This window comes from Pseudomonas sp. GL-R-19 (assembly GCF_019956375.1).
Lineage (GTDB): Bacteria > Pseudomonadota > Gammaproteobacteria > Pseudomonadales > Pseudomonadaceae > Aquipseudomonas.
In genome coordinates this window covers 152,087-171,683 of sequence record NZ_JAHBDJ010000092.1, presented here as the reverse complement: position 1 = coordinate 171,683, position 19,597 = coordinate 152,087, and the positions used below count along the sequence as shown (strand labels likewise).

Below are 19,597 nucleotides of genomic sequence, written 5' to 3'. Positions count from 1 at the left end.
GGGTTCCTCGACTTACAACGGCTTGACGGTGAACAAACCGTCTTCGTGGCCCTCTTCGGAGCCACCGTAGACTTGCTCGGCCACGGTGCGGATCTTGCTGCCGCGAGCGGCCAGGATCTGGTCCATGGCCCCTGCAAACCAGCCAGTGAACATGTAGTCGACCTTACGTCCGACCTTGCCGTACACATAGACGAATGCCGAGTGTTCGAGCTTGACGCTGGCAGTGCCTTTGTCGAGATCGATGTCCTGAATCTTGAACAGGCCCCAGCCGCGCTGCGACAGGCGCTTCATGTAGTGTTCGAACACCGCAACGCCTTCCAGGCCGTGGCATTCGGCTTCTTTTTCACACCAGTGCCAGGCGGACTTGTAGCCGGCCTTGTAGAGGATTTCGGCATAAGCGTCAGCGCCCAGCACTTCCTCGATGCCCATGTGGTTGTTGACGAAGAAGTGACGCGGTACATACAGCATCGGCAGGGCGTCGGAGGTCCAGACACCGGTTTCGCTGTCGACTTCGATTGGCAATTGCGGGGCGATTTTGGCCATGGAAACTTGACTCCAGAAAATTCGTTGCGTTGCCCGCTGCACGGACGGCAGCGGGAAAGGATTCAGAGATGCGGCGGCTTATTCGCCCCAAACGTCCTTGAGGACATTCACCCAGTTCTCACCCATGATCTTGCGCACCACGCGCTCGGAGTGACCGCGCTTGAGCAGGGTCTCGGTCAGGTTCGGGAACTCGCCCACGGTGCGGATGCCCAGCGGGTTGATGATCTTGCCGAAGCTGGTCAGACGGCGGGCATAGCCCTTGTCATGGGTCAGGTATTCGAAGAAGTCCTGGCCATGGCCCTGGGTGAAGTCGGTGCCGATGCCGATGGCATCTTCGCCAACCAGGTTCATGGTGTATTCGATCGCTTCGGCGTAGTCGTCGATGGTCGAATCGATACCCTTGGCCAGGAACGGCGCGAACATGGTCACCCCGACGAAACCGCCGTGGTCGGCAATGAACTTCAGTTCTTCATCGGACTTGTTGCGCGGGTGCTCCTTGAGCCCCGACGGCAGGCAGTGGGAGTAGCAGACCGGCTTCTTGGATTCGAGGATGACTTCTTCGGAGGTTTTCGAGCCGACGTGGGACAGGTCGCACATCACGCCGACCCGGTTCATCTCGGCGACGATTTCGCGACCGAAGCCCGACAGGCCGCCGTCACGCTCGTAGCAACCGGTACCGACCAGGTTCTGGGTGTTGTAGCACATCTGCACAATACCGACGCCGAGCTGCTTGAAGACCTCGACGTAGCCGATCTGGTCTTCAAACGCGTGAGCATTCTGGAAGCCAAAGAGGATGCCGGTCTTGCCCTGTTCCTTGGCCTTGCGGATATCGGCGGTGGTGCGCACTGGAATCACCAGGTCGCTGTTCTCGCGGATCAGCTTCTGGCTGGCGGCGATGTTGTTGACGGTGGCCTGAAAGCCCTCCCACACCGACACGGTGCAGTTGGCCGCGGTCAAGCCGCCCTTGCGCATGTCTTCGAACAGTTCACGGTTCCACTTGGCAATAATCAGCCCGTCGATAACGATGCTGTCGGCGTGCAATTCGGCTGGGCTCATCAGGCTGTCCCCTTGTTAGCGATTCATGCGCCGAATCGTCTGCCGGCGCTTTGGGGCCAGCATATGCCTCGGTGCCTAAGCAGCCGGGTGCAAAAACGACAGGGGAATTGCCGAAAGCGTCAATCCGCGACAAAGGGTCGCCGTCAGGCACTATCACCGACCTGTTCAAGGCCTTCGGCTTGGGCCAGAATTCGCCGCATCACTGGAATAGAGCGGCGACCTGAATGAAATCCATCCTTCTGGCTTTGGCACTGATTGCAACCGGCGTACACGCAGCCGAGGTGGCCGACGACAACCCGTGCGACAAAGTCGAAAACGACGTCCAGACCCTCGAGTGCTCGGCCTTCAGCAAAACCACCGCCGAAGACTTGCTCAAGGAAAACCTCCAGGGCCTGAACGACCGCATGCAGTCGCAGTACGGCAAAAACCCGTCGCAACTGGCCGACATCACCGCCAAGATCAAAGCCGCCCAACAGCAATGGCTGAAGACCCGCGACGCCGACTGCGCCGTCGAAGCCTTCCCGGCCACCGGTGGCAGCAAGGCGTTCACCATTGCCCAGAACGATTGCATTGCGCGGATGAGCGACGAGCGGTCGGAGTTTTTGGAGTCGATTGGGCAGGAATAGTCCTGAATGTCCCACTGAAAGCTGGCACTACCACCAGCTTTCAATCGCCAAAAAACCCTTTTCCCACAACGCACTCTGATCTGACCTACAGCTTCCGTCCAAAGCCGCTGTTCTGCGGACTTTTCACGCAACATGCCGACAAATGTTGTTGATGGCCAACCATAAAAATATAAGTAAAGATTCGCAAATCTTATAAAAGACTTATGTTTATCCGCTATGAACGCACCTACTGACATTCAAATCATCAACGACGCCGAAGGCAAACCAGCCTTCGTGGTCATTCCCTATGCACAATACGTGGCGCAGAAAATCGAGCCCGACTTGATCCCCCATGAAGTGGTGAGCCGTATCGTCGATGGCGCTACCCCTATCCGCGCCTGGCGCGAACACTTGAACCTTACCCAGGATGAAGTGGCCAAACGCATGGGCATAACCCAGCCTGCCTTTGCCCAACAGGAAACCGTCGCCAAGCCCCGTAAAGCCACTCGCGAAAAAATCGCTTTGGCATTTGGCATCACGGCCAGCCAGCTTGAACTGTAAGCTGCACACCCTCTGTCACTAATGAGATTGAACATGAAAGTCTGCGGCATCGAAATCAAAGGCAGCGAAGCGATCATCGCCGTGGCCACCCTGGACGGTCAGGCGCTGGGCCATGTCGCGCTCGCCACCAAGAAAATTGCCCTGGACGATGACGATGAAGCCGCCAACGTCAAAGTGTTCGCCACTCAGGTTGCCTCGTTTGTCCGTGAGAACTCCATCGACCGCATCGCGATCAAGAAGCGCAGCAAGAAAGGCGAGTTCGCTGGCGGGCCGACCACGTTCAAGATCGAGGGGGTTTTCCAGTTGCTGGAGAGTTGCGAGGTAGCCCTGCTGTCGCCACAGACCATCAATGCACAGGCTAAAAAGCACAATTTCGAACTGCCGGGGACGCTGAACAAGTATCAGCATGAGGCCTATAAGGCAGCGTGTTCGGCGCTGGTGAAGAAGTAACCTGATCCTCCAGGCACCAAAGAACTAATGTGGGAGCGAGCTTGCTCGCGATGGCAGTGTATCAGTCAACATCAATGTGTCTGACAGACCGCTATCGCGAGCAAGCTCGCCCCCCCAGGTTTCTCCAGTGTTTTCAGAATCACGCTTTTGCGGTACGCCGATCCTCCCGCGGGCAGCGCTCATATTTCGCCCGGTAACTGCGGGTGAAATAAGACGGCGACTCAAACCCGCAGGCAATGCTCACTTCCAGCACGCTCATGTCGGTCTGACGGAGCAACTGCCGTGCTTTTTCCAACCGTAACCGCAAGTAGAAATTGCTAGGCGTATCATTCAGGTGCAGGCGAAACAGGCGCTCCAGCTGGCGCCGCGTCACCTTGATCGATTCCGCCAGTTCCAGCGTGCTTAGCGGCGGTTCGCTGTGCTGCTCCATCTCGCCAATCACATGCACCAGTTTCTTGTTGCTGATGCCGTAGCGCGTGGCGACTTCCATGCGCTGGTGGTCTTGGCGCGGGCGGATACGGCCGAGTACGAATTGTTCGCTGACCTGGATCGCCAGGCCGGGACCGTGGGCCTGGGCGATCAGATCCAGCATCAAATCGATGGAAGCCGTGCCACCAGCGGAGGTGATACGCCGACGGTCGATCTCGAACAGTTCCTGGGTGACGCTGAGCTGTGGATAAGACTCCTTGAACGCGTCGATCGCTTCCCAGTGCAAGGTCAGGCGATGGCCGTCGAGCAGACCGGCTTCGGCGAGGATGAAGCTGCCGGTGTCGATGGCGCCGAGGGTCACGCCTTCGTTGTCCAGGCGGCGCAACCAATGTTCCAGCGTCGGGGTAGTGAACTTCAGCGGTTCGAAACCGGCGACCACCAGCAGTGTCGCGCCTTTCTTCAGCGGCTCCAGCGCCGCATCGGCGTTGACTGACATGCCGTTGCTCGCCAGCACCGCCCCGCCATCGGCGCTCAGCACATGCCAGCGATACAGCTCGCCGCGAAAGCGATTGGCGACCCGCAACGGCTCGATGGCCGAGATAAATCCGATGGCCGAGAAACCCGGCATCAACAAGAAGTAGAAATCCTGGGACATGGAGCGCACTCGCTGAGCAGGTAACAAGAGGCCAGGTAACGAGAGGGCGGGCAGCGTAGGGATGTTGATACGCCAGTTGCAAGCGGCATTCAAGAGCACAGGTCGCTGCAGTGCAAGAGCTGGTCGCCGCAGTGCGCTTTCATCGGTGCTTTGCTGCGTAACTTGGCATCACCGGCGCATCAGACACCGGAACTCACAATAAACGAACTGCCGAGGAACCTGAGATGAAACGACTGATCAGCAGCTGTGTTCTTGCACTCAGTGGTACCGCTTTGCTGAGCGCCAGTGTCATGGCCGCCGAACCCGCCGCGTGCCAGAACGTGCGCATGGGTGTAGTGAACTGGACCGACGTGATCGCCACCAGTGCCATGACCCAGGTATTGCTCGATGGCCTCGGCTACAGCACCAAACAAACCAGCGCCTCCCAGCAAATCATCTTTGCCGGGATCCGCGACCAGCGTCTGGACCTGTTCCTCGGCTACTGGAACCCGCTGATGACCCAGACCATCACCCCGTTCGTCGACGCCAAACAGGTCAAGGTGCTTGAAGCGCCAAGCCTGCAGGACGCCCGCGCGACCCTCGCCGTGCCGACCTACCTCGCCGACAAGGGCCTGAAAACCTTCGCTGACATCGCCAAATTCGAAAAGGAACTGGGCGGCAAGATCTACGGCATCGAGCCTGGCTCGGGCGCCAACACCCAGATCAAGGCCATGATCTCCAAAAACCAGTTCGGCCTTGGCAAGTTCCAGCTGGTCGAATCCAGCGAAGCCGGCATGCTCGCCGCCGTGGATCGCGCCGTACGTCGCAACGAAGCCGTGGTGTTCTTCGGCTGGGCGCCGCACCCGATGAACGTCAACGTCAAGATGACCTACCTCACCGGCAGCGACGACGCCCTCGGCCCGAACGAAGGCAAGGCCACCGTGTGGACCGTCACCGCACCGACATACACCGAACAATGCCCGAACATCGGTCGCCTGCTGAGCAACCTGACGTTCACCGCCGAAGACGAAAGCCGGATGATGCAGCCGCTGCTGGATCACAAGGACGCTTTCGAGTCGGCCAAACAATGGATCAAGGATCACCCGCAGGACAAAAAGCGCTGGCTTGAAGGTGTCACCACCTTCGATGGCAAACCGGCCGCTGAAAACCTGCAACTGACCAGTAAATAAACTCGATAGAACCACCGAGTCGCAGCCCCAACAGGCTGCGAACGGGACCACCACGCCTGGCCAAAACCAAAAACTCGCCTGTAAGGAACCGCCTCATGAACCACGACGTCATCATCACCTGCGCACTCACCGGTGCTGGCGACACGACCAGCAAAAGCCCCCACGTGCCGGTCACCCCGAAACAAATCGCCGCTGCCGCCGTGGAAGCCGCCAAGGCCGGCGCCACCGTGGTTCACTGCCATGTGCGCGACCCGCAAACCGGCAGGTTCAGCCGTGACGTGGCGCTGTACCGCGAAGTGATGGAGCGCATCCGCGAGGCGGACGTGGACATCATCGTCAACCTCACTGCCGGCATGGGCGGCGACCTGGAAATCGGCGGCGGCGAGAACCCGATGGAATTCGGCCCGAACACCGATCTGGTCGGCCCGCTGACCCGCCTGGCCCACGTCGAAGAACTGCTGCCGGAAATCTGCACCCTCGATTGCGGCACCCTGAACTTCGGCGACGGCGACACCATTTACGTGTCCACCCCGGCGCAACTGCGCGCTGGCGCTAAACGCATTCAAGAGCTGGGCGTTAAAGCCGAGCTGGAAATCTTCGACACCGGTCACCTGTGGTTCGCCAAGCAGATGATCAAGGAAGGTCTGCTCGACAACCCGTTGTTTCAGCTATGCCTGGGCATCCCTTGGGGCGCGCCGGCGGACACCACCACCATGAAAGCCATGGTCGACAACCTGCCGGCCGACGCAGTCTGGGCCGGCTTCGGTATCGGTCGCATGCAGATGCCGATGGCGGCGCAAGCGGTGTTGCTCGGCGGCAACGTGCGCGTCGGCCTGGAAGACAACCTGTGGCTGGACAAGGGCGTGCTGGCGACCAACGGCCAACTGGTCGAGCGCGCCGGCGAAATCCTCAGCCGCCTCGGCGCCCGCGTCCTGACCCCGGCGGAAGGCCGGGCAAAAATGGGCCTGACCCAGCGCGGTTAACCCCACACACTTTTCCCCTGTAGGAGCGAGCTTGCTCGCGAAAAAGGTACAGCCGACGCCACTCCGCGCCTGGAATACCATCGCGAGCAAGCTCGCTCCTACAAGGATCACCGAACTCTTCAGGAATCGACCATGAGCTTTATCACCGAAATCAAAACCTTCGCAGCGTTAGGCAGCGGTGTCATCGGCAGCGGCTGGGTGTCCCGTGCCCTCGCCCATGGTCTGGATGTAGTGGCCTGGGACCCGGCCCCCGGCGCCGAAGCCGCCTTGCGCAAACGCGTCGCCAATGCCTGGGGCGCGCTGGAGAAACAAGGCCTGGCGCCGGGTGCATCGCAGGATCGCCTGCGCTTTGTCGCGACCATCGAAGAGTGCGTGCGCGATGCCGATTTCATCCAGGAAAGCGCCCCGGAGCGACTGGAGCTGAAACTGGACCTGCACAGCAAAATCAGCGCGGCAGCCAAGCCCAATGCATTGATCGGTTCCAGCACCTCTGGCTTGCTGCCAAGCGAGTTCTACGAGAGTGCCACGCACCCGGAGCGCTGCGTGGTCGGTCACCCGTTCAACCCGGTTTACCTGCTGCCGTTGGTGGAAGTGGTCGGCGGCAAAAACACCGCCCCTGAAGCGGTGCAAGCCGCGATGAAAGTCTATGAATCCCTGGGGATGCGCCCGCTGCACGTGCGCAAGGAAGTGCCGGGCTTCATCGCCGACCGTCTGCTCGAGGCGCTGTGGCGTGAGGCACTGCACCTGGTCAACGACGGTGTGGCGACTACCGGTGAAATCGACGATGCAATCCGTTTCGGCGCCGGTTTGCGCTGGTCGTTCATGGGCACCTTCCTGACCTACACCCTGGCCGGTGGCGATGCCGGCATGCGTCACTTCATGGCCCAGTTTGGCCCGGCGTTGCAATTGCCGTGGACCTACCTGCCGGCACCGGAGCTGACCGACAAGCTGATCGACGATGTGGTCGATGGCACCAGCGATCAACTGGGCAAACACAGCATTTCAGCGCTGGAGCGCTATCGTGATGACTGCCTGCTGGCGGTGCTGGAGGCGGTGAGGACCACCAAAGAGAAGCATGGGATGGCGTTCAGCGAGTAACCAAACCGCAGGCCCGGCCCCATCGCCAGCAGGCTGGCTCCCACAGGAGAACGCATTCCAATGTGGGAGCCAGCCTGCTGGCGATGACGGCATTCCAATCACAATCTGTTCTGGATCAGTCATCATGCCCACCCTCACCACCTACCAAACCACCATCATCCCCGACTGGGTCGACTACAACGGCCACCTTCGCGACGCTTTCTACCTGCTGATCTTCAGCTACGCCACCGACGCGCTGATGGATCGCCTGGGCCTGGACAGCAGCAGCCGCGAAGCCACCGGCAACTCGCTGTTCACCCTCGAACTGCACCTCAACTACCTGCACGAAGTGAAGCTCGACGCCCAAGTCGAAGTGCACACTCAAATCATTGCCCACGACAGCAAGCGCGTGCACCTCTATCACAGCCTGCATCTGGTCGATGACGCCCAGGAACTGGCAGGCAACGAACAGATGCTGCTGCACGTGAATCTCGCCGGGCCGCGTTCGGCCCCGTTCAGCGAACAGTCCTTGAGCCGTCTGCAAGCCATCGTCGCCGAACAGGTAGACCTGCCAACACCCAAGTACATTGGCCGAGTGATCGCATTACCCCAAAAAAAATAACAAGGAGATCGCCATGAACACCGCCGCTGCATTTGCCGACTTTCGTACCTATCCGTTGATCAGCGCGCTGACTGGTGTGCAGACTCTGGCGGACCATGTTCTGGTGAAGTGGGCCGATAACCGTGTCAGCCCTTTCCACCATCAATGGCTGCGGGACAACTGCCCGTGCCCGCAATGCGTCTACACGGTGACCCGCGAGCAAGTGCTGGAAATCGTCGATGTGGCTCAAGACCTGATGCCCGATAACGCCCGTATAGACAGCGATGGCTGCCTGGCGGTGGATTGGCAGGACGGCCACTGCAGCCGCTTCGACCCCGGCTGGCTGCGCGCCCACGCCTATGACGATGATTCCCGCGCCGAGCGTCAGCAGCGCAAGCCTAAAGCCAGGCTCTGGCACAGCGATTTGCAGTTGCCGGTGTTCGAGTATCAAGCGCTGATGAACGACTCCGACGCCTTGTTGCAATGGTTGTTGGCGGTACGGGACGTAGGATTGACCCAGGTCCGTGGCGTGCCCACCGAGCTCGGCTCACTGAAACTGATCGCCCAACGGATTTCCTTCATCCGCGAGAGCAATTTCGGCGTGCTGTTCAACGTGCAATCCAGGGCCGACGCCGACAGCAATGCCTACACCGCCTTCAACCTGCCGCTGCACAGCGATTTACCAACCCGTGAGTTGCAACCGGGGCTGCAGTTCCTGCATTGCCTGGTCAATGACGCCGAGGGTGGCGAGAGCATTTTTGTCGATGGTTTCGCCATCGCCGACGCCTTGCGCCGGGAAGACCCCGAATCCTTCAGTAGCCTGTGTGAAATTCCCGTGGAGTTTCGCAACAAGGACCGTCACAGCGACTACCGCTGCCTGGCGCCGATCATTGCCCTGGATGCGTTGGGACAGGTGTCGGAAATCCGCATGGCAAACTTTCTGCGCGGGCCGTTCGATGCGTCGGTGGAACAGATGCCCAGGCTCTATCGCGCCTACCGGCGCTTTATCGCGATGACCCGCGAGCCTCGATTCAGGTTGATGCAGCGGCTCAATCCCGGCGAGCTGTGGTGCTTCGACAACCGCCGCACCCTGCATGCCCGCAATGCCTTCGACCCGGCCACCGGGGCGCGGCATTTCCAGGGTTGCTATGTCGACCGGGATGAGTTGTTGTCGCGCATCCTCGTGTTGCAACGCTAGTCCGCGTCATCGTTCTTCGCTGGCAAGCCCGCGCCTACAGAGATCACACCGTCCCTGTAGGAGCTGGCTTGCCAGCGAAGGCATGAGGCCTGCCAACACCGATCCGCAGGCGAAAAAAAGCCCCGATCAAGCCGTGACAGGATCGAGGCAGAGGGTACTGTTGAGGAGCTGCCGTGCGAGGGTGACCAAACCTTCGTGAAGCGAGCTGAGTCCAGTGTGCCCACTACCCCGCGAGCCAGGTTAGCCGAAAACGACATGTTCATAACCAATTGAGCCATTGCGACAATTCGCCCTTGCCGACACCCGGCACCCCCACCAGAATCGAACTACGACACCGTTCCCTGAAGAAGGATTGCGTCATGATGCACGCCGATTTGATAGACCAGGAAGACCTGTTGGGCCAGCTCAAGTCGTTGGGATTCAACGTACCCAGTGGAGCCACCGCCGAGCAGGCTTGCGAGTGCGTGGTAAGGGGCCTGGACGATACTCGGGCGTATGAGCTTCGCAAGATGGTCAAGGAGATGTACACCAGCAGCGCGACGATCCTGCCGGCAGTGCGCCAGGCCATCGACAAACAATTGCTTCCGGCGTTGTCGGAGTACCAGCAGAGCCACACCGCCCGATAAAACGCCTTCGCGAGCAGGCTCGCTCCCACATTGGTTCTGTGAACAACACAGATCCAATGTGGGAGCGAGCCTGCTCGCGAATGAAGTCGACCCGGTCTAGAGCCTTACACTGGCAAACGTCGACTCATTACGCGCCTGGCTCAGTGCCGACAACGGCCCGGACAACGGCGACAGCACCAGCGCTTGCGGCAGCGGCATCATCGCCACTTGTTGTGTGGTGTTGGACCCTACGCGCTCGTCACGCGGTGGAATGCCGAAGTATTCGCGGTAGCACTTGGAGAAGTGCGGCGTGGACACGAAACCACAGACCGACGCCACTTCGATGATCGACATCGGCGTTTGCTTGAGCAATTGCCGCGCGCGGATCAAACGCAGCTTCAGGTAGTAACGCGACGGCGAACAGTGCAGGTATTTCTGGAATAACCGCTCGAGCTGACGACGGGACACCGCGACATAAACCGCCAGTTCGTCGAGGTCGATCGGCTCTTCGAGGTTGGCTTCCATCAACGCGACGATTTCCTGCAACTTCGGCTGGTTGGTGCCGAGCATGTGCTTGAGCGGCACACGCTGGTGATCCTGCTCGTTACGAATGCGCTCGTAGACAAACATTTCCGAGATCGCGGCGGACAGTTCACGCCCGTGATCACGGCTGATCAGGTGCAGCATCATGTCCAGCGGCGCGGTGCCGCCCGAGCTGGTGAAACGGTTACGGTCGAGGGTGAACAGACGGGTGCTCATGGCTACCCGTGGGAAAGCTTCCTGCATCGCCGCCAGGCATTCCCAGTGCACGCTGCAATCGAAACCGTCGAGCAGGCCGGCGCAGGCCAGGGCCCAGCTGCCGGTGCACACCGCGCCGAGGCGGCGGGACTGGCGGGCCTGGCTTTGCAGCCACGACACGTGTTCGCGGGTCACCGTGCGCTGGATGCCGATGCCACCGCAAACAATCACGGTGTCCATTGGCGGGGCTTTGTGCATTGAGGCGTCGGGGGTGATCTGCAAGCCGTCACTCGCCCAGACCTGACCGCCATCGACGGTGAGGGTGGTCCAGCGATACAGCTCGCGACCGGACAACTGGTTAGCCATGCGCAGGGGTTCCACTGCGGACGCCAGGGAAATCAGCGTGAAATTGTCCAGCAGCAGAAAGCCGATGGATTGAGGCGCACGGTTCTGGGGTTGGGCCCCGGAGTTGAACGTCGTCATCGCGGTATCTCCTCACACAAAGCGGGTGATGGCCTCAGGCGGAGGCTCTTTTTATGGCCATCGTTCTCGCTTGGGAGACGGGCTTTGTAATGACAGAGCAATTGCCATGCCTATTTTTGAATGCGCGTTCAATAACTCCTGAAAACGACGTCGGAATGTGTCTATATATGTCTTGCAAGGCAGGGGGATTTAAATGGCCATCAGGACTGGCAAGCGCCCCGGCCCACAAGCTGTGAGCAATTCGGTAGCACTTGTGGGAACGGCGTTGCGCCGTGATGGAAAGGAGTGTCACCGCAGGCACGGGTGACAAGCGGTCGAAGGCCGGTTGGCCCTCGATCAGTGGCAAGCCGATTTATCTGTGAGCGACGCGCTAAAAGGTGGCGCGTTTTCGAGCGGGTGTTCACTTAGCGCGCAGTTTTGACTGGTCTGGCGCTATCGCGAACAAGCTCGCGATGAAGGCGACTCGGTCTCAGCACTCCACCGCGCTAACCGCCAACCCACCCCGCGATGTCTCTTTATATTTGTCATGCATATCGGCACCGGTATCGCGCATGGTGCGGATCACCCGGTCCAGCGAAATAAAGTGCTGGCCATCACCGCGCAATGCCATTTGCGCCGCATTGATCGCCTTCACCGCGGCAATCGCGTTGCGCTCGATGCACGGCACCTGGACCAGTCCACCCACCGGGTCGCAGGTCAGGCCGAGGTTGTGCTCCAGACCGATCTCCGCCGCGTTGCACAGTTGCTCTGGTGTGGCGCCAAGAATTTCCGCCAGCCCGGCCGCCGCCATGGCGCAGGCCGAACCGACTTCGCCCTGACAGCCGACTTCGGCACCGGAGATCGAGGCGTTCTTCTTGCACAGGATTCCCACTGCCGCCGCACTGAGGAAGTAATCCACGACATTGGCGTCGGTCACCGCTTCGCTGAACTTCATGAAGTAGTGCAGTACCGCCGGAATGATCCCCGCCGCGCCGTTGGTCGGTGCCGTGACCATGCGCCCGCCGGCGGCGTTTTCTTCATTGACCGCCAGGGCGAACAGGTTGACCCACTCCATGGCGCTCAAGGTCGAGCCGATCACGTTGGGTTTGTTCAGTTCCTGCAGGCTACGGTGCAGCTTGGCCGCACGACGGCGCACGTTCAGCCCGCCGGGCAGGATGCCTTCGTGCTTCAGGCCTTGTTCGACGCAATCCTGCATGGCGCGCCAGAGCTTCATCAGGCCGCTGCGGATTTCGTCCTCGCTGCGCCACACCCTCTCGTTAGCCATCATTAACTCAGCCACGCGCAGCTTGTGCTTTTTGCACAGTTCCAGCAGCTCGGCCGCACTGGAAAAGTCATAAGGCAACACAGTGCGGTCGAGGTCGACGACACCGCTGGAGGCCTGAGCCTCATCGACGACAAAACCGCCGCCAACCGAATAGTAGGTGTCGCGATGCAACTCGCCGTCATCACCCTCGACTATCAAGGTCATGGCGTTGGGATGGAATGGCAGGTTCTCGTCGATCAGGCGCATGTCCCGGGCCCAGATGAAGGGCACCGGCAAGCGATTGTCGAGCAGCAGCGTATCGCTCTCGCGCAGGGTGGCGATGCGGATGCCGATTTGCGACGGATCGATCGCATCCGGCCACTCGCCCATCAGGCCCATGATCACGGCATTGTCGCTGCCGTGGCCGATACCGGTGGCCGACAAAGAGCCGAACAGCTGGACTTCGACACGCCGTACCTGCTCGAGCAGCCCGCGCTCGCGCAGGCCCTGCACAAACAAAGCCGCCGCCCGCATGGGCCCCACGGTATGTGAACTGGAAGGGCCGATGCCGATTTTGAACAGGTCGAAAACACTGATAGCCATTACTGCCGAACTCCTGGATGGGCCCACTGCGCACGCAAAAGCGCACGCTGACGGAGCTGCTACGCTCAAGCTGCAATCCGCCGAGATGAGCGCATCATCAAGCTTTTATCCAGTTGTTCGACGTCTCTAACCGACGCACTCATGCCCACCAGCGCCGCGTGTCTTTTACGCCGTGTTTTCGCCGTTTTTTTGCGGTTCAGAGGGGAAAATCGGGCGGAAAAAATCTGTAAACGACGTCACCGACACTGGATGCGACCATCCCTGTACTGGATACGACGCACCCTGTAGGCGTCAGATTTTCACTGGTACATGATCATATCGACTCGATTGCAAGGCGACGTGGTAGAGCTGTCTCCAGAACGCCACCCAACCGCAACCTATAAGTGCGGTGGTCCAGTCGGAACACTGCCAAAAAAAACACCAAGGAGTCCATCCATGAAAGGTTCCCCGTCGTTGTTGTTGGCCGCCATGCTTAGTCTGCCGGTTCTGGCGCAAGCTGCAGAACCGGCGCAGTGCAGTACCGTAAACTTCTCCGATGTCGGCTGGACCGACATCACCGCGACTACCGCGACCACCAGCGTCGTACTCAACGCCCTTGGCTACAAGACCAAGACCACCATGATTTCCGTGCCCGTGACCTACAAGTCGCTGGCCGACGGCAAGAACATGGACGTGTTCCTGGGCAACTGGATGCCGACCATGGAAAACGACATCAAGGCTTACCGCGATGCCGGCACCGTGGAAACCGTGCGTACCAACCTCAAGGGCGCCAAATACACCCTCGCCGTCCCCCAGGCGCTGTACGACAAGGGGCTGCATGACTTCGCCGATATCGCCAAATTCAAGAAGGAACTCGATGGCAAGATCTACGGCATCGAGCCTGGCAACGACGGCAACCGCCTGATCCAGTCAATGATCGACAAGAACGCCTTCGGCCTCAAGGACGCCGGCTTCAAGGTCGTCGAGTCCAGCGAAGCCGGCATGCTGTCGCAGGTCGACCGCGCACAGAAACGCGACACCGCCGTGGTGTTCCTCGGCTGGGCGCCGCACCCGATGAACAAGCGCTTCAAGATTCAATACCTGACCGGTGGTGATGACTTCTTCGGCCCGGACTTCGGTGCCGCCACCGTGGCGACCAACACCCGCAAGGGTTATGCGCAGGAGTGCAGCAACGTCGGCCTGTTGCTGAAGAACCTGGAGTTCACCGTCGACATGGAAAGTGAACTGATGGGCAACATCCTGGACGACAAGATGAAGCCTGACGCGGCCGCCAAGGCCTGGCTGAAAAAGAATCCACAGGTGCTCGATACCTGGCTCGCTGGCGTGACCACCATTGACGGTAAACCTGGCCTGGAGGCCGTGAAAGCCAAACTGACGCCTTGAATTAGGGAGCATCGCTTATGCCGGACGGCCCACACCGTCCGGGCTGTTAATTACCTTGCATGCGGACGTTCACTACCATGCTGATTGATCAGAAAATACCCCTAGGCCAGTACATCGCGGGCTTTGTTGAATGGTTGACGCAACACGGCGCCAGCACCTTCGACGCAATCGCCGTGTCTCTGGAAACGATGATCCACGGCGTGACCTTTGCGCTGACCTGGTTCAACCCGCTGGCACTGATCGGCCTAATCGCACTACTGGCACATTTCATTCAACGTAAATGGGGTCTGACCGCGTTTGTCGTTGCCTCCTTTCTGCTGATCCTCAATCTGGGGTACTGGCAGGAAACCATGGAAACCCTCGCCCAGGTGATGTTCGCCACCCTGGTCTGCGTGGTTATCGGCGTGCCGCTGGGCATCGTCGCCGCGCACAAGCCGATGTTCTATACTTTAATGCGTCCGGTACTCGATCTGATGCAGACCGTACCGACTTTCGTGTACCTCATTCCTACCCTCACCCTCTTCGGGCTGGGTGTGGTCCCGGGCCTGATCTCCACGGTGGTGTTCGCGATTGCCGCGCCCATCCGCCTGACTTACCTGGGTATCCGCGATGTACCGGAAGAATTGATGGACGCCGGCAAGGCCTTTGGCTGCTCGCGCCGTCAGCTGCTCTCGCGGATCGAACTGCCCCACGCCATGCCAAGCATTGCGGCAGGCATCACCCAGTGCATCATGCTGTCCCTTTCGATGGTGGTGATCGCCGCACTGGTGGGCGCCGATGGCCTGGGCAAACCGGTGGTCAACGCACTGAACACTGCTGATATCGCCCTGGGCTTCGAAGCAGGCCTGGCGATCGTACTGCTGGCGATCATGCTCGACCGTATCTGCAAACAACCCGACGCCAAAGTAGGGGGTGACGCATGAGCATTATTCGCTTCGATAACGTTGACGTTATCTTCTCCAAGGATCCACGCGAGGCGCTCAAGCTGCTGGATCAGGGCATGACCCGTAACGAGATCCTGAAAAAGACCGGGCAGATTGTCGGCGTTGAAAAAGCCAGCCTGGATATCGAAAAAGGTGAAATCTGCGTACTGATGGGCCTGTCCGGCTCCGGCAAGTCCAGCCTGCTGCGCTGCATCAACGGCCTCAACACTGTCAGCCGTGGCAAGTTGTTCGTCGAGCACGAAGGCAAGCAGATCGACATCGCGTCCTGCAGCCCCGCCGAACTGAAAATGATGCGCACCAAGCGCATTGCGATGGTGTTCCAGAAGTTCGCCCTGATGCCCTGGCTGACCGTTCGCGAAAACATCAGCTTCGGCCTGGAAATGCAGGGTCGTCCCGAGAAAGAACGACGCAAACTGGTGGACGAAAAGCTTGAGCTGGTGGGCCTGGCCCAGTGGCGCAACAAGAAACCCGATGAGTTGTCCGGTGGTATGCAGCAACGCGTGGGCCTGGCCCGTGCCCTGGCGATGGACGCTGACATTCTGCTGATGGACGAACCGTTCTCGGCACTCGACCCGCTGATCCGTCAGGGCCTGCAAGACGAACTGCTGGAACTGCAACGCAAGCTGCACAAGACCATCGTCTTCGTGAGCCACGACCTTGATGAAGCGCTGAAACTCGGCAGCCGTATCGCGATCATGAAAGACGGCCGGATCATCCAGTACAGCAAGCCGGAAGAAATCGTCCTCAACCCTGCGGACGACTACGTGCGGACCTTCGTGGCTCACACCAACCCGCTGAACGTACTGTGCGGTCGCAGCCTGATGCGCACCCTGGACAACTGCAAACGTATCAACGGTTCGGTATGCCTGGATCCGGGCGGCGATTCGTGGCTGGACCTGGCCGAGGGCAACACCATCAAGGGCGCTCGCCAGAACGGGTCTGCCCTGGACTTGCAGAACTGGGTACCGGGTCAGGCCGTTGAAGGCCTGGGTCGTCGACCAACCCTGGTGGACTCGAACATCGGCATGCGCGATGCGCTGCAGATTCGTTATCAGACCGGCAACAAACTGGTGCTGCACGACAACAACAACAAGGTGGTGGGGATTCTCGGCGACAGCGAGCTGTATCACGCGCTGCTCGGCAAGAACCTGGGGTAAGGCAACAGAAACGAAAACGCCGCGAGAGATCGCGGCGTTTTTGTTTGAACCCATTGCTTGAATCACCGCCACCTCTGTAGGAGCTGGCTTGCCAGCGAAGGCGGCGCGTCAGACACACCGCGGTGGATCCTTCGCTGGCAAGCCAGCTCCTACAAGCTATGCGCTGCAACAGGTTTCGTTCACTCAGCTATAGACGCGGCCAAGGAGCTGCCGATGGCTTTCAAACTGATCGAGCACATCACGGGTGATCTGATCCTGGGTGAAGCCCATCAAGTCGTAGTCCTGGCTGCCGTTATGCAGATACACCTCGGCACGGTAGTAACGCTGACGCGCCTCATCGGACTGAGCCGATTCGGTCGGTGTGGCCAGGTACCCGTCCAGGCTGACTTCGTAGACGAAAGGATTGCCCTCTTCCATCTCGACCCGCACGCCCATGCAGCGCTTGGACTTGCCCAGCAGCGTCTGCACTTGCAGACCTCGAGCACGCATTTGCACCGTCGCATCTTCCAGCGCCGGGCTAACGTGCTTGTCCATGAAACGCTGCACGACCGACTGGTTCGGTTGCAGGTCCAGTTGGGTCAAGCGCTCGCTGAAGCCACGACGACCGCGTGCCGCCAACTCGGCTTGTTCCTGTTCGATCTGCACATCCTGGCGCATGGCCTTGTGCAAGCCAAACATGAAGAACACCAGCACCACCGAGAACGGCAGACCGGCCAGCACCACCATGGTTTGCATGGCTTCGAAGTTGCCGGCGAACAGCAGGCCGATGGTCACCAGGGTGATCACCGCCGACCAGAAGATCCGCAGCCAGTGCGGTGCGTCTTCGTCGACATTGCCGCCCTTGCAGGACAGGTTGGCCATCATCACCGCGCCGGAATCCGCCGGGGTCAGGAACAGCACAAAACCGACAAAGATCGACACGCCGATCACCACTTTCGACGCCGGGTAATGCTCAAGCAACTGGTAGATCGCCATGGACGGCTGTTCCAGCGCCGTCTTCCCGAGCTCTACCGCCCCGTGGTTCATCACCAGGTCCAGGGCCGAGTTGCCGAAGATCGACAGCCACGCCAGAGTGAAGCCCAGCGGAATCAGCAGCACGCCGGCGACCAGCTCGCGCACCGTGCGACCACGGGAAATACGCGCGATGAACATTCCCACGAATGGCGCCCAGGAAATCCACCAGGCCCAGTAGAACAGGGTCCACAGGCCCAGCCAGCGGTCGGACTTCTCACTGTCGCCTTCGTACACATAGAGGTCGAAAGTCTTCAGCACCACGCCGTTCAGGTAGTCACCGACGTTCTGCACGAAGCCGTTGAGCAGATGCAGGGTCGGGCCAAACAACAGGACGAAAATCAGCAGGCCGCTGAACAGCACGATGTTGAGGTTGGACAGACGACGGATGCCGTTTTCCACGCCCGACACGGCAGCGATGGTCGCCACGGTGCTCATCACAATGATCACGATCAGCAGGTTGGTGTTGCTGTGCTCCATGCCGAACAGGTTTTCCAGCCCCGACGACACTTGCAGCGAACCAATCCCCAGATTGGTCACCAGACCCAGCAGGGTCACGAACATGCCAAAACCGTCCACCGCATGCCCGGCCGCGCCCTTGACCCAACGCTCGCCCACCAGCGGATACAGCGCCGAACGCAACGCCAACGGCTGGTTATGACGGTAAGCAAAATAGGCAACGGCCAGACCGACCAGTGCGTAAATCGCCCAGCCGTGCAGGCCCCAGTGCAGGAATGTCAGCTGAACGGCCTGACGGGCGGCAAGGTTGCTGCCGGCCACACCTTCCGGTGGGTTGAAGTAGTGGTCCAGCGGCTCGGAAGCACCGAAGTACAGCAACGAGATGCCGATACCCGACGAAAACAGCATCCCCGCCCAGGCGCCATAGCTGAAGTCCGGGGTGTCGTCCTTGCTGCCGAGCTTGAGTTTGCCGTAGGACGAAAACGCCAGGCCAACCACAAAAACCAGATAAGCGGCGATCACCACCATGTAGTACCAGCCGAAGCTGCGGGACAACCAGGCCTGGGCAATGCCGAGCATTCTGCCGGCCTCTTGCGGGGCGATGATCAGAATGGCGGTCAACAACAGAATCAACGCGGTAGAGGTGTAGAACACCCAACCGTTGACCGTCACCTTCTCGGGTGGGGTCTTTATTAGTGAGGCAGAACTCATGGCGCAGATGCTCCGGGCAGTGCGAGAGAAGAACGCAAGACAAACGGGTACCCGACCAATCGGTTAGTGGGCAGCCGACCGGCGGGTGATATAAAGACAGCCCGAAAAAAGCCCGAAACCCCTGGAGCGCCGCAGCGCGTAGGTTTCGAGCAGTTTCGGAAGTCGTTTTTTCCGTCGCTACATGTAGGAAAATTCTGTAGACAGCGACGATTTGTCGCAGATCTTATTCTTTGTTGATTGAACGTTCAATCAAAACAAAATAGACTGGCCTTCAACCCGGTAGCCGTCCTGCGTCCACCGGAAGGCCTAAGGAGATGTGCAAGATGCCCAAGGTCGGTATGCAACCCATCCGCCGCCAGCAATTGATCGAAGCCACTTTGCAGGCCGTCGATCGGGTCGGAATGGGGGACGCCAGCATTGCGCTGATCGCCCGCTTGGCCGGTGTCTCGAACGGCATCATCAGTCACTACTTTCAGGACAAGAATGGCCTGATCGCCGCCACCATGGGGCACCTGATGACGGTCCTGAGCGAGAGCGTCACCGCGCGCCGACAGGCGCTGAAAGATGACAGCCCCCGGGCGCATCTGCAGGTGATCATCGAAGGCAACTTCGACGCCAGCCAGGTCAATGGCCCGGCAATGAAAACCTGGCTGGCCTTCTGGGCCACCAGCATGCACCAGCCGTCTTTGCACAGGTTGCAGCGGATCAACGATCACCGTCTGTATTCCAACCTGTGCTGCCAGTTCCGCCGTGTGCTGCCGCTCAATGATGCGCGCAGTGCCGCCCGGGGCCTGGCAGCGTTGATCGACGGTTTGTGGTTGCGCGGCGCGCTGTCGGGAGATGCTTTCGACACTGAGCAGGCGCAACGGATCGCTTACGAATACATGGATACACAACTGGCCAAGCGGGTGAGTTAGAGCACACATAAACGCT

General features: G+C 59.8%; 19 protein-coding genes. 13 read left to right on the top strand and 6 right to left on the bottom strand.

Going from position 1 to position 19,597, the window contains the following annotated elements:
- Positions 1–12: 12 nt before the first annotated feature.
- Both KGA83_RS29675 and KGA83_RS29670 read right to left on the bottom strand, forming a co-directional pair.
- The gene (locus tag KGA83_RS29675) at positions 13–543 is read right to left on the bottom strand and encodes a DUF5943 domain-containing protein (RefSeq protein ID WP_060542338.1); all 531 of its coding nucleotides are present in this window, start codon (positions 541–543) and stop codon (positions 13–15) included.
- Between the two features lie 78 nt (positions 544–621).
- Positions 622–1,599: a dipeptidase gene (locus tag KGA83_RS29670; protein ID WP_108216971.1), complete on the bottom strand. Its 978-nt coding sequence runs from the start codon at positions 1,597–1,599 to the stop codon at positions 622–624.
- A 224-nt stretch (positions 1,600–1,823) separates the two neighbouring features.
- Here KGA83_RS29670 and KGA83_RS29665 point away from each other — a divergent pair, with 224 nt between their 5' ends.
- The 3 genes from KGA83_RS29665 to KGA83_RS29655 all read left to right on the top strand — a co-directional run bounded on the left by KGA83_RS29665 (position 1,824) and on the right by KGA83_RS29655 (position 3,215).
- On the top strand, positions 1,824–2,225 hold the full coding sequence (locus KGA83_RS29665; RefSeq protein ID WP_108216972.1) for a lysozyme inhibitor LprI family protein: 402 nt from the start codon (positions 1,824–1,826) through the stop codon (positions 2,223–2,225).
- 216 nt (positions 2,226–2,441) lie between these two features.
- Positions 2,442–2,765 (top strand): helix-turn-helix domain-containing protein, encoded by a 324-nt coding sequence (locus KGA83_RS29660; RefSeq protein ID WP_223531483.1) that lies wholly within the window; start codon positions 2,442–2,444, stop codon positions 2,763–2,765.
- 33 nt (positions 2,766–2,798) lie between these two features.
- Positions 2,799–3,215 carry a DUF3010 family protein gene (locus KGA83_RS29655; RefSeq protein ID WP_223531482.1) on the top strand — a complete coding sequence of 139 codons (417 nt, stop codon included), beginning with the start codon at positions 2,799–2,801 and terminating at the stop codon, positions 3,213–3,215.
- 139 nt (positions 3,216–3,354) lie between these two features.
- Here KGA83_RS29655 and KGA83_RS29650 read toward each other — a convergent pair whose 3' ends face one another.
- Positions 3,355–4,299, bottom strand: coding sequence for a GlxA family transcriptional regulator (locus tag KGA83_RS29650; RefSeq protein WP_223531481.1), 945 nt, complete (start codon positions 4,297–4,299; stop codon positions 3,355–3,357).
- Positions 4,300–4,523: 224 nt separating this feature from the next.
- Here KGA83_RS29650 and KGA83_RS29645 point away from each other — a divergent pair, with 224 nt between their 5' ends.
- The 6 genes from KGA83_RS29645 to KGA83_RS29620 all read left to right on the top strand — a co-directional run bounded on the left by KGA83_RS29645 (position 4,524) and on the right by KGA83_RS29620 (position 9,953).
- On the top strand, positions 4,524–5,468 hold the full coding sequence (locus tag KGA83_RS29645; RefSeq protein ID WP_108216977.1) for a choline ABC transporter substrate-binding protein: 945 nt from the start codon (positions 4,524–4,526) through the stop codon (positions 5,466–5,468).
- A 95-nt stretch (positions 5,469–5,563) separates the two neighbouring features.
- Positions 5,564–6,451, top strand: a complete 888-nt coding sequence (locus KGA83_RS29640) for a 3-keto-5-aminohexanoate cleavage protein (protein ID WP_223531480.1) — start codon at positions 5,564–5,566, stop codon at positions 6,449–6,451.
- A gap of 132 nt (positions 6,452–6,583) precedes the next feature.
- Complete coding sequence (locus KGA83_RS29635; protein ID WP_108216979.1) at positions 6,584–7,549, top strand: L-carnitine dehydrogenase; 966 nt, start codon at positions 6,584–6,586, stop codon at positions 7,547–7,549.
- A 124-nt stretch (positions 7,550–7,673) separates the two neighbouring features.
- Complete coding sequence (locus KGA83_RS29630; protein WP_108216980.1) at positions 7,674–8,150, top strand: thioesterase family protein; 477 nt, start codon at positions 7,674–7,676, stop codon at positions 8,148–8,150.
- 13 nt (positions 8,151–8,163) lie between these two features.
- The gene (locus KGA83_RS29625; RefSeq protein WP_108216981.1) at positions 8,164–9,327 is read left to right on the top strand and encodes a gamma-butyrobetaine dioxygenase; all 1,164 of its coding nucleotides are present in this window, start codon (positions 8,164–8,166) and stop codon (positions 9,325–9,327) included.
- Between the two features lie 359 nt (positions 9,328–9,686).
- Positions 9,687–9,953, top strand: a complete 267-nt coding sequence (locus tag KGA83_RS29620) for a hypothetical protein (RefSeq protein ID WP_108216982.1) — start codon at positions 9,687–9,689, stop codon at positions 9,951–9,953.
- Between the two features lie 96 nt (positions 9,954–10,049).
- Here KGA83_RS29620 and KGA83_RS29615 read toward each other — a convergent pair whose 3' ends face one another.
- Both KGA83_RS29615 and KGA83_RS29610 read right to left on the bottom strand, forming a co-directional pair.
- Positions 10,050–11,153, bottom strand: a complete 1,104-nt coding sequence (locus tag KGA83_RS29615) for a GlxA family transcriptional regulator (protein ID WP_007975492.1) — start codon at positions 11,151–11,153, stop codon at positions 10,050–10,052.
- A gap of 469 nt (positions 11,154–11,622) precedes the next feature.
- Positions 11,623–12,999, bottom strand: coding sequence for an L-serine ammonia-lyase (locus KGA83_RS29610; RefSeq protein WP_108216983.1), 1,377 nt, complete (start codon positions 12,997–12,999; stop codon positions 11,623–11,625).
- Positions 13,000–13,434: 435 nt separating this feature from the next.
- On the opposite strand from KGA83_RS29610, the gene KGA83_RS29605 reads away from it, so the two are divergent.
- From KGA83_RS29605 to choV, 3 genes are all read left to right on the top strand, one after another.
- A complete protein-coding gene (locus KGA83_RS29605) occupies positions 13,435–14,382 on the top strand; it encodes a choline ABC transporter substrate-binding protein (RefSeq protein WP_223531479.1) in 948 nt (315 codons plus the stop codon).
- Between the two features lie 77 nt (positions 14,383–14,459).
- Positions 14,460–15,305, top strand: coding sequence for a choline ABC transporter permease subunit (gene choW / locus KGA83_RS29600; RefSeq protein WP_108216985.1), 846 nt, complete (start codon positions 14,460–14,462; stop codon positions 15,303–15,305).
- Positions 15,302–16,483: a choline ABC transporter ATP-binding protein gene (gene choV, locus KGA83_RS29595; RefSeq protein ID WP_108216986.1), complete on the top strand. Its 1,182-nt coding sequence runs from the start codon at positions 15,302–15,304 to the stop codon at positions 16,481–16,483. Before choW ends, choV begins: the two co-directional genes overlap by 4 nt.
- 183 nt (positions 16,484–16,666) lie before the next feature.
- Here the strand turns inward: choV and KGA83_RS29590 are convergent, their stop codons facing one another.
- A complete protein-coding gene (locus KGA83_RS29590; protein ID WP_223531498.1) occupies positions 16,667–18,607 on the bottom strand; it encodes a BCCT family transporter in 1,941 nt (646 codons plus the stop codon).
- 380 nt (positions 18,608–18,987) lie between these two features.
- Between KGA83_RS29590 and betI the strand changes: the two genes are divergently transcribed.
- Positions 18,988–19,581 carry a transcriptional regulator BetI gene (gene betI, locus KGA83_RS29585; protein WP_108216988.1) on the top strand — a complete coding sequence of 198 codons (594 nt, stop codon included), beginning with the start codon at positions 18,988–18,990 and terminating at the stop codon, positions 19,579–19,581.
- Positions 19,582–19,597: the final 16 nt, after the last annotated feature.

Bases quoted from the DNA above. Each gene is read 5' to 3' on its own strand.
- KGA83_RS29675 (WP_060542338.1), bottom strand. From the start codon at position 543: ATGGCCAAAATCGCCCCGCAATTGCCAATCGAAGTCGACAGCGAAACC.
- KGA83_RS29670 (WP_108216971.1), bottom strand. From the start codon at position 1,599: ATGAGCCCAGCCGAATTGCACGCCGACAGCATCGTTATCGACGGGCTG.
- KGA83_RS29665 (WP_108216972.1), top strand. From the start codon at position 1,824: ATGAAATCCATCCTTCTGGCTTTGGCACTGATTGCAACCGGCGTACAC.
- KGA83_RS29660 (WP_223531483.1), top strand. From the start codon at position 2,442: ATGAACGCACCTACTGACATTCAAATCATCAACGACGCCGAAGGCAAA.
- KGA83_RS29655 (WP_223531482.1), top strand. From the start codon at position 2,799: ATGAAAGTCTGCGGCATCGAAATCAAAGGCAGCGAAGCGATCATCGCC.
- KGA83_RS29650 (WP_223531481.1), bottom strand. From the start codon at position 4,299: ATGTCCCAGGATTTCTACTTCTTGTTGATGCCGGGTTTCTCGGCCATC.
- KGA83_RS29645 (WP_108216977.1), top strand. From the start codon at position 4,524: ATGAAACGACTGATCAGCAGCTGTGTTCTTGCACTCAGTGGTACCGCT.
- KGA83_RS29640 (WP_223531480.1), top strand. From the start codon at position 5,564: ATGAACCACGACGTCATCATCACCTGCGCACTCACCGGTGCTGGCGAC.
- KGA83_RS29635 (WP_108216979.1), top strand. From the start codon at position 6,584: ATGAGCTTTATCACCGAAATCAAAACCTTCGCAGCGTTAGGCAGCGGT.
- KGA83_RS29630 (WP_108216980.1), top strand. From the start codon at position 7,674: ATGCCCACCCTCACCACCTACCAAACCACCATCATCCCCGACTGGGTC.
- KGA83_RS29625 (WP_108216981.1), top strand. From the start codon at position 8,164: ATGAACACCGCCGCTGCATTTGCCGACTTTCGTACCTATCCGTTGATC.
- KGA83_RS29620 (WP_108216982.1), top strand. From the start codon at position 9,687: ATGATGCACGCCGATTTGATAGACCAGGAAGACCTGTTGGGCCAGCTC.
- KGA83_RS29615 (WP_007975492.1), bottom strand. From the start codon at position 11,153: ATGACGACGTTCAACTCCGGGGCCCAACCCCAGAACCGTGCGCCTCAA.
- KGA83_RS29610 (WP_108216983.1), bottom strand. From the start codon at position 12,999: ATGGCTATCAGTGTTTTCGACCTGTTCAAAATCGGCATCGGCCCTTCC.
- KGA83_RS29605 (WP_223531479.1), top strand. From the start codon at position 13,435: ATGAAAGGTTCCCCGTCGTTGTTGTTGGCCGCCATGCTTAGTCTGCCG.
- choW (WP_108216985.1), top strand. From the start codon at position 14,460: ATGCTGATTGATCAGAAAATACCCCTAGGCCAGTACATCGCGGGCTTT.
- choV (WP_108216986.1), top strand. From the start codon at position 15,302: ATGAGCATTATTCGCTTCGATAACGTTGACGTTATCTTCTCCAAGGAT.
- betI (WP_108216988.1), top strand. From the start codon at position 18,988: ATGCCCAAGGTCGGTATGCAACCCATCCGCCGCCAGCAATTGATCGAA.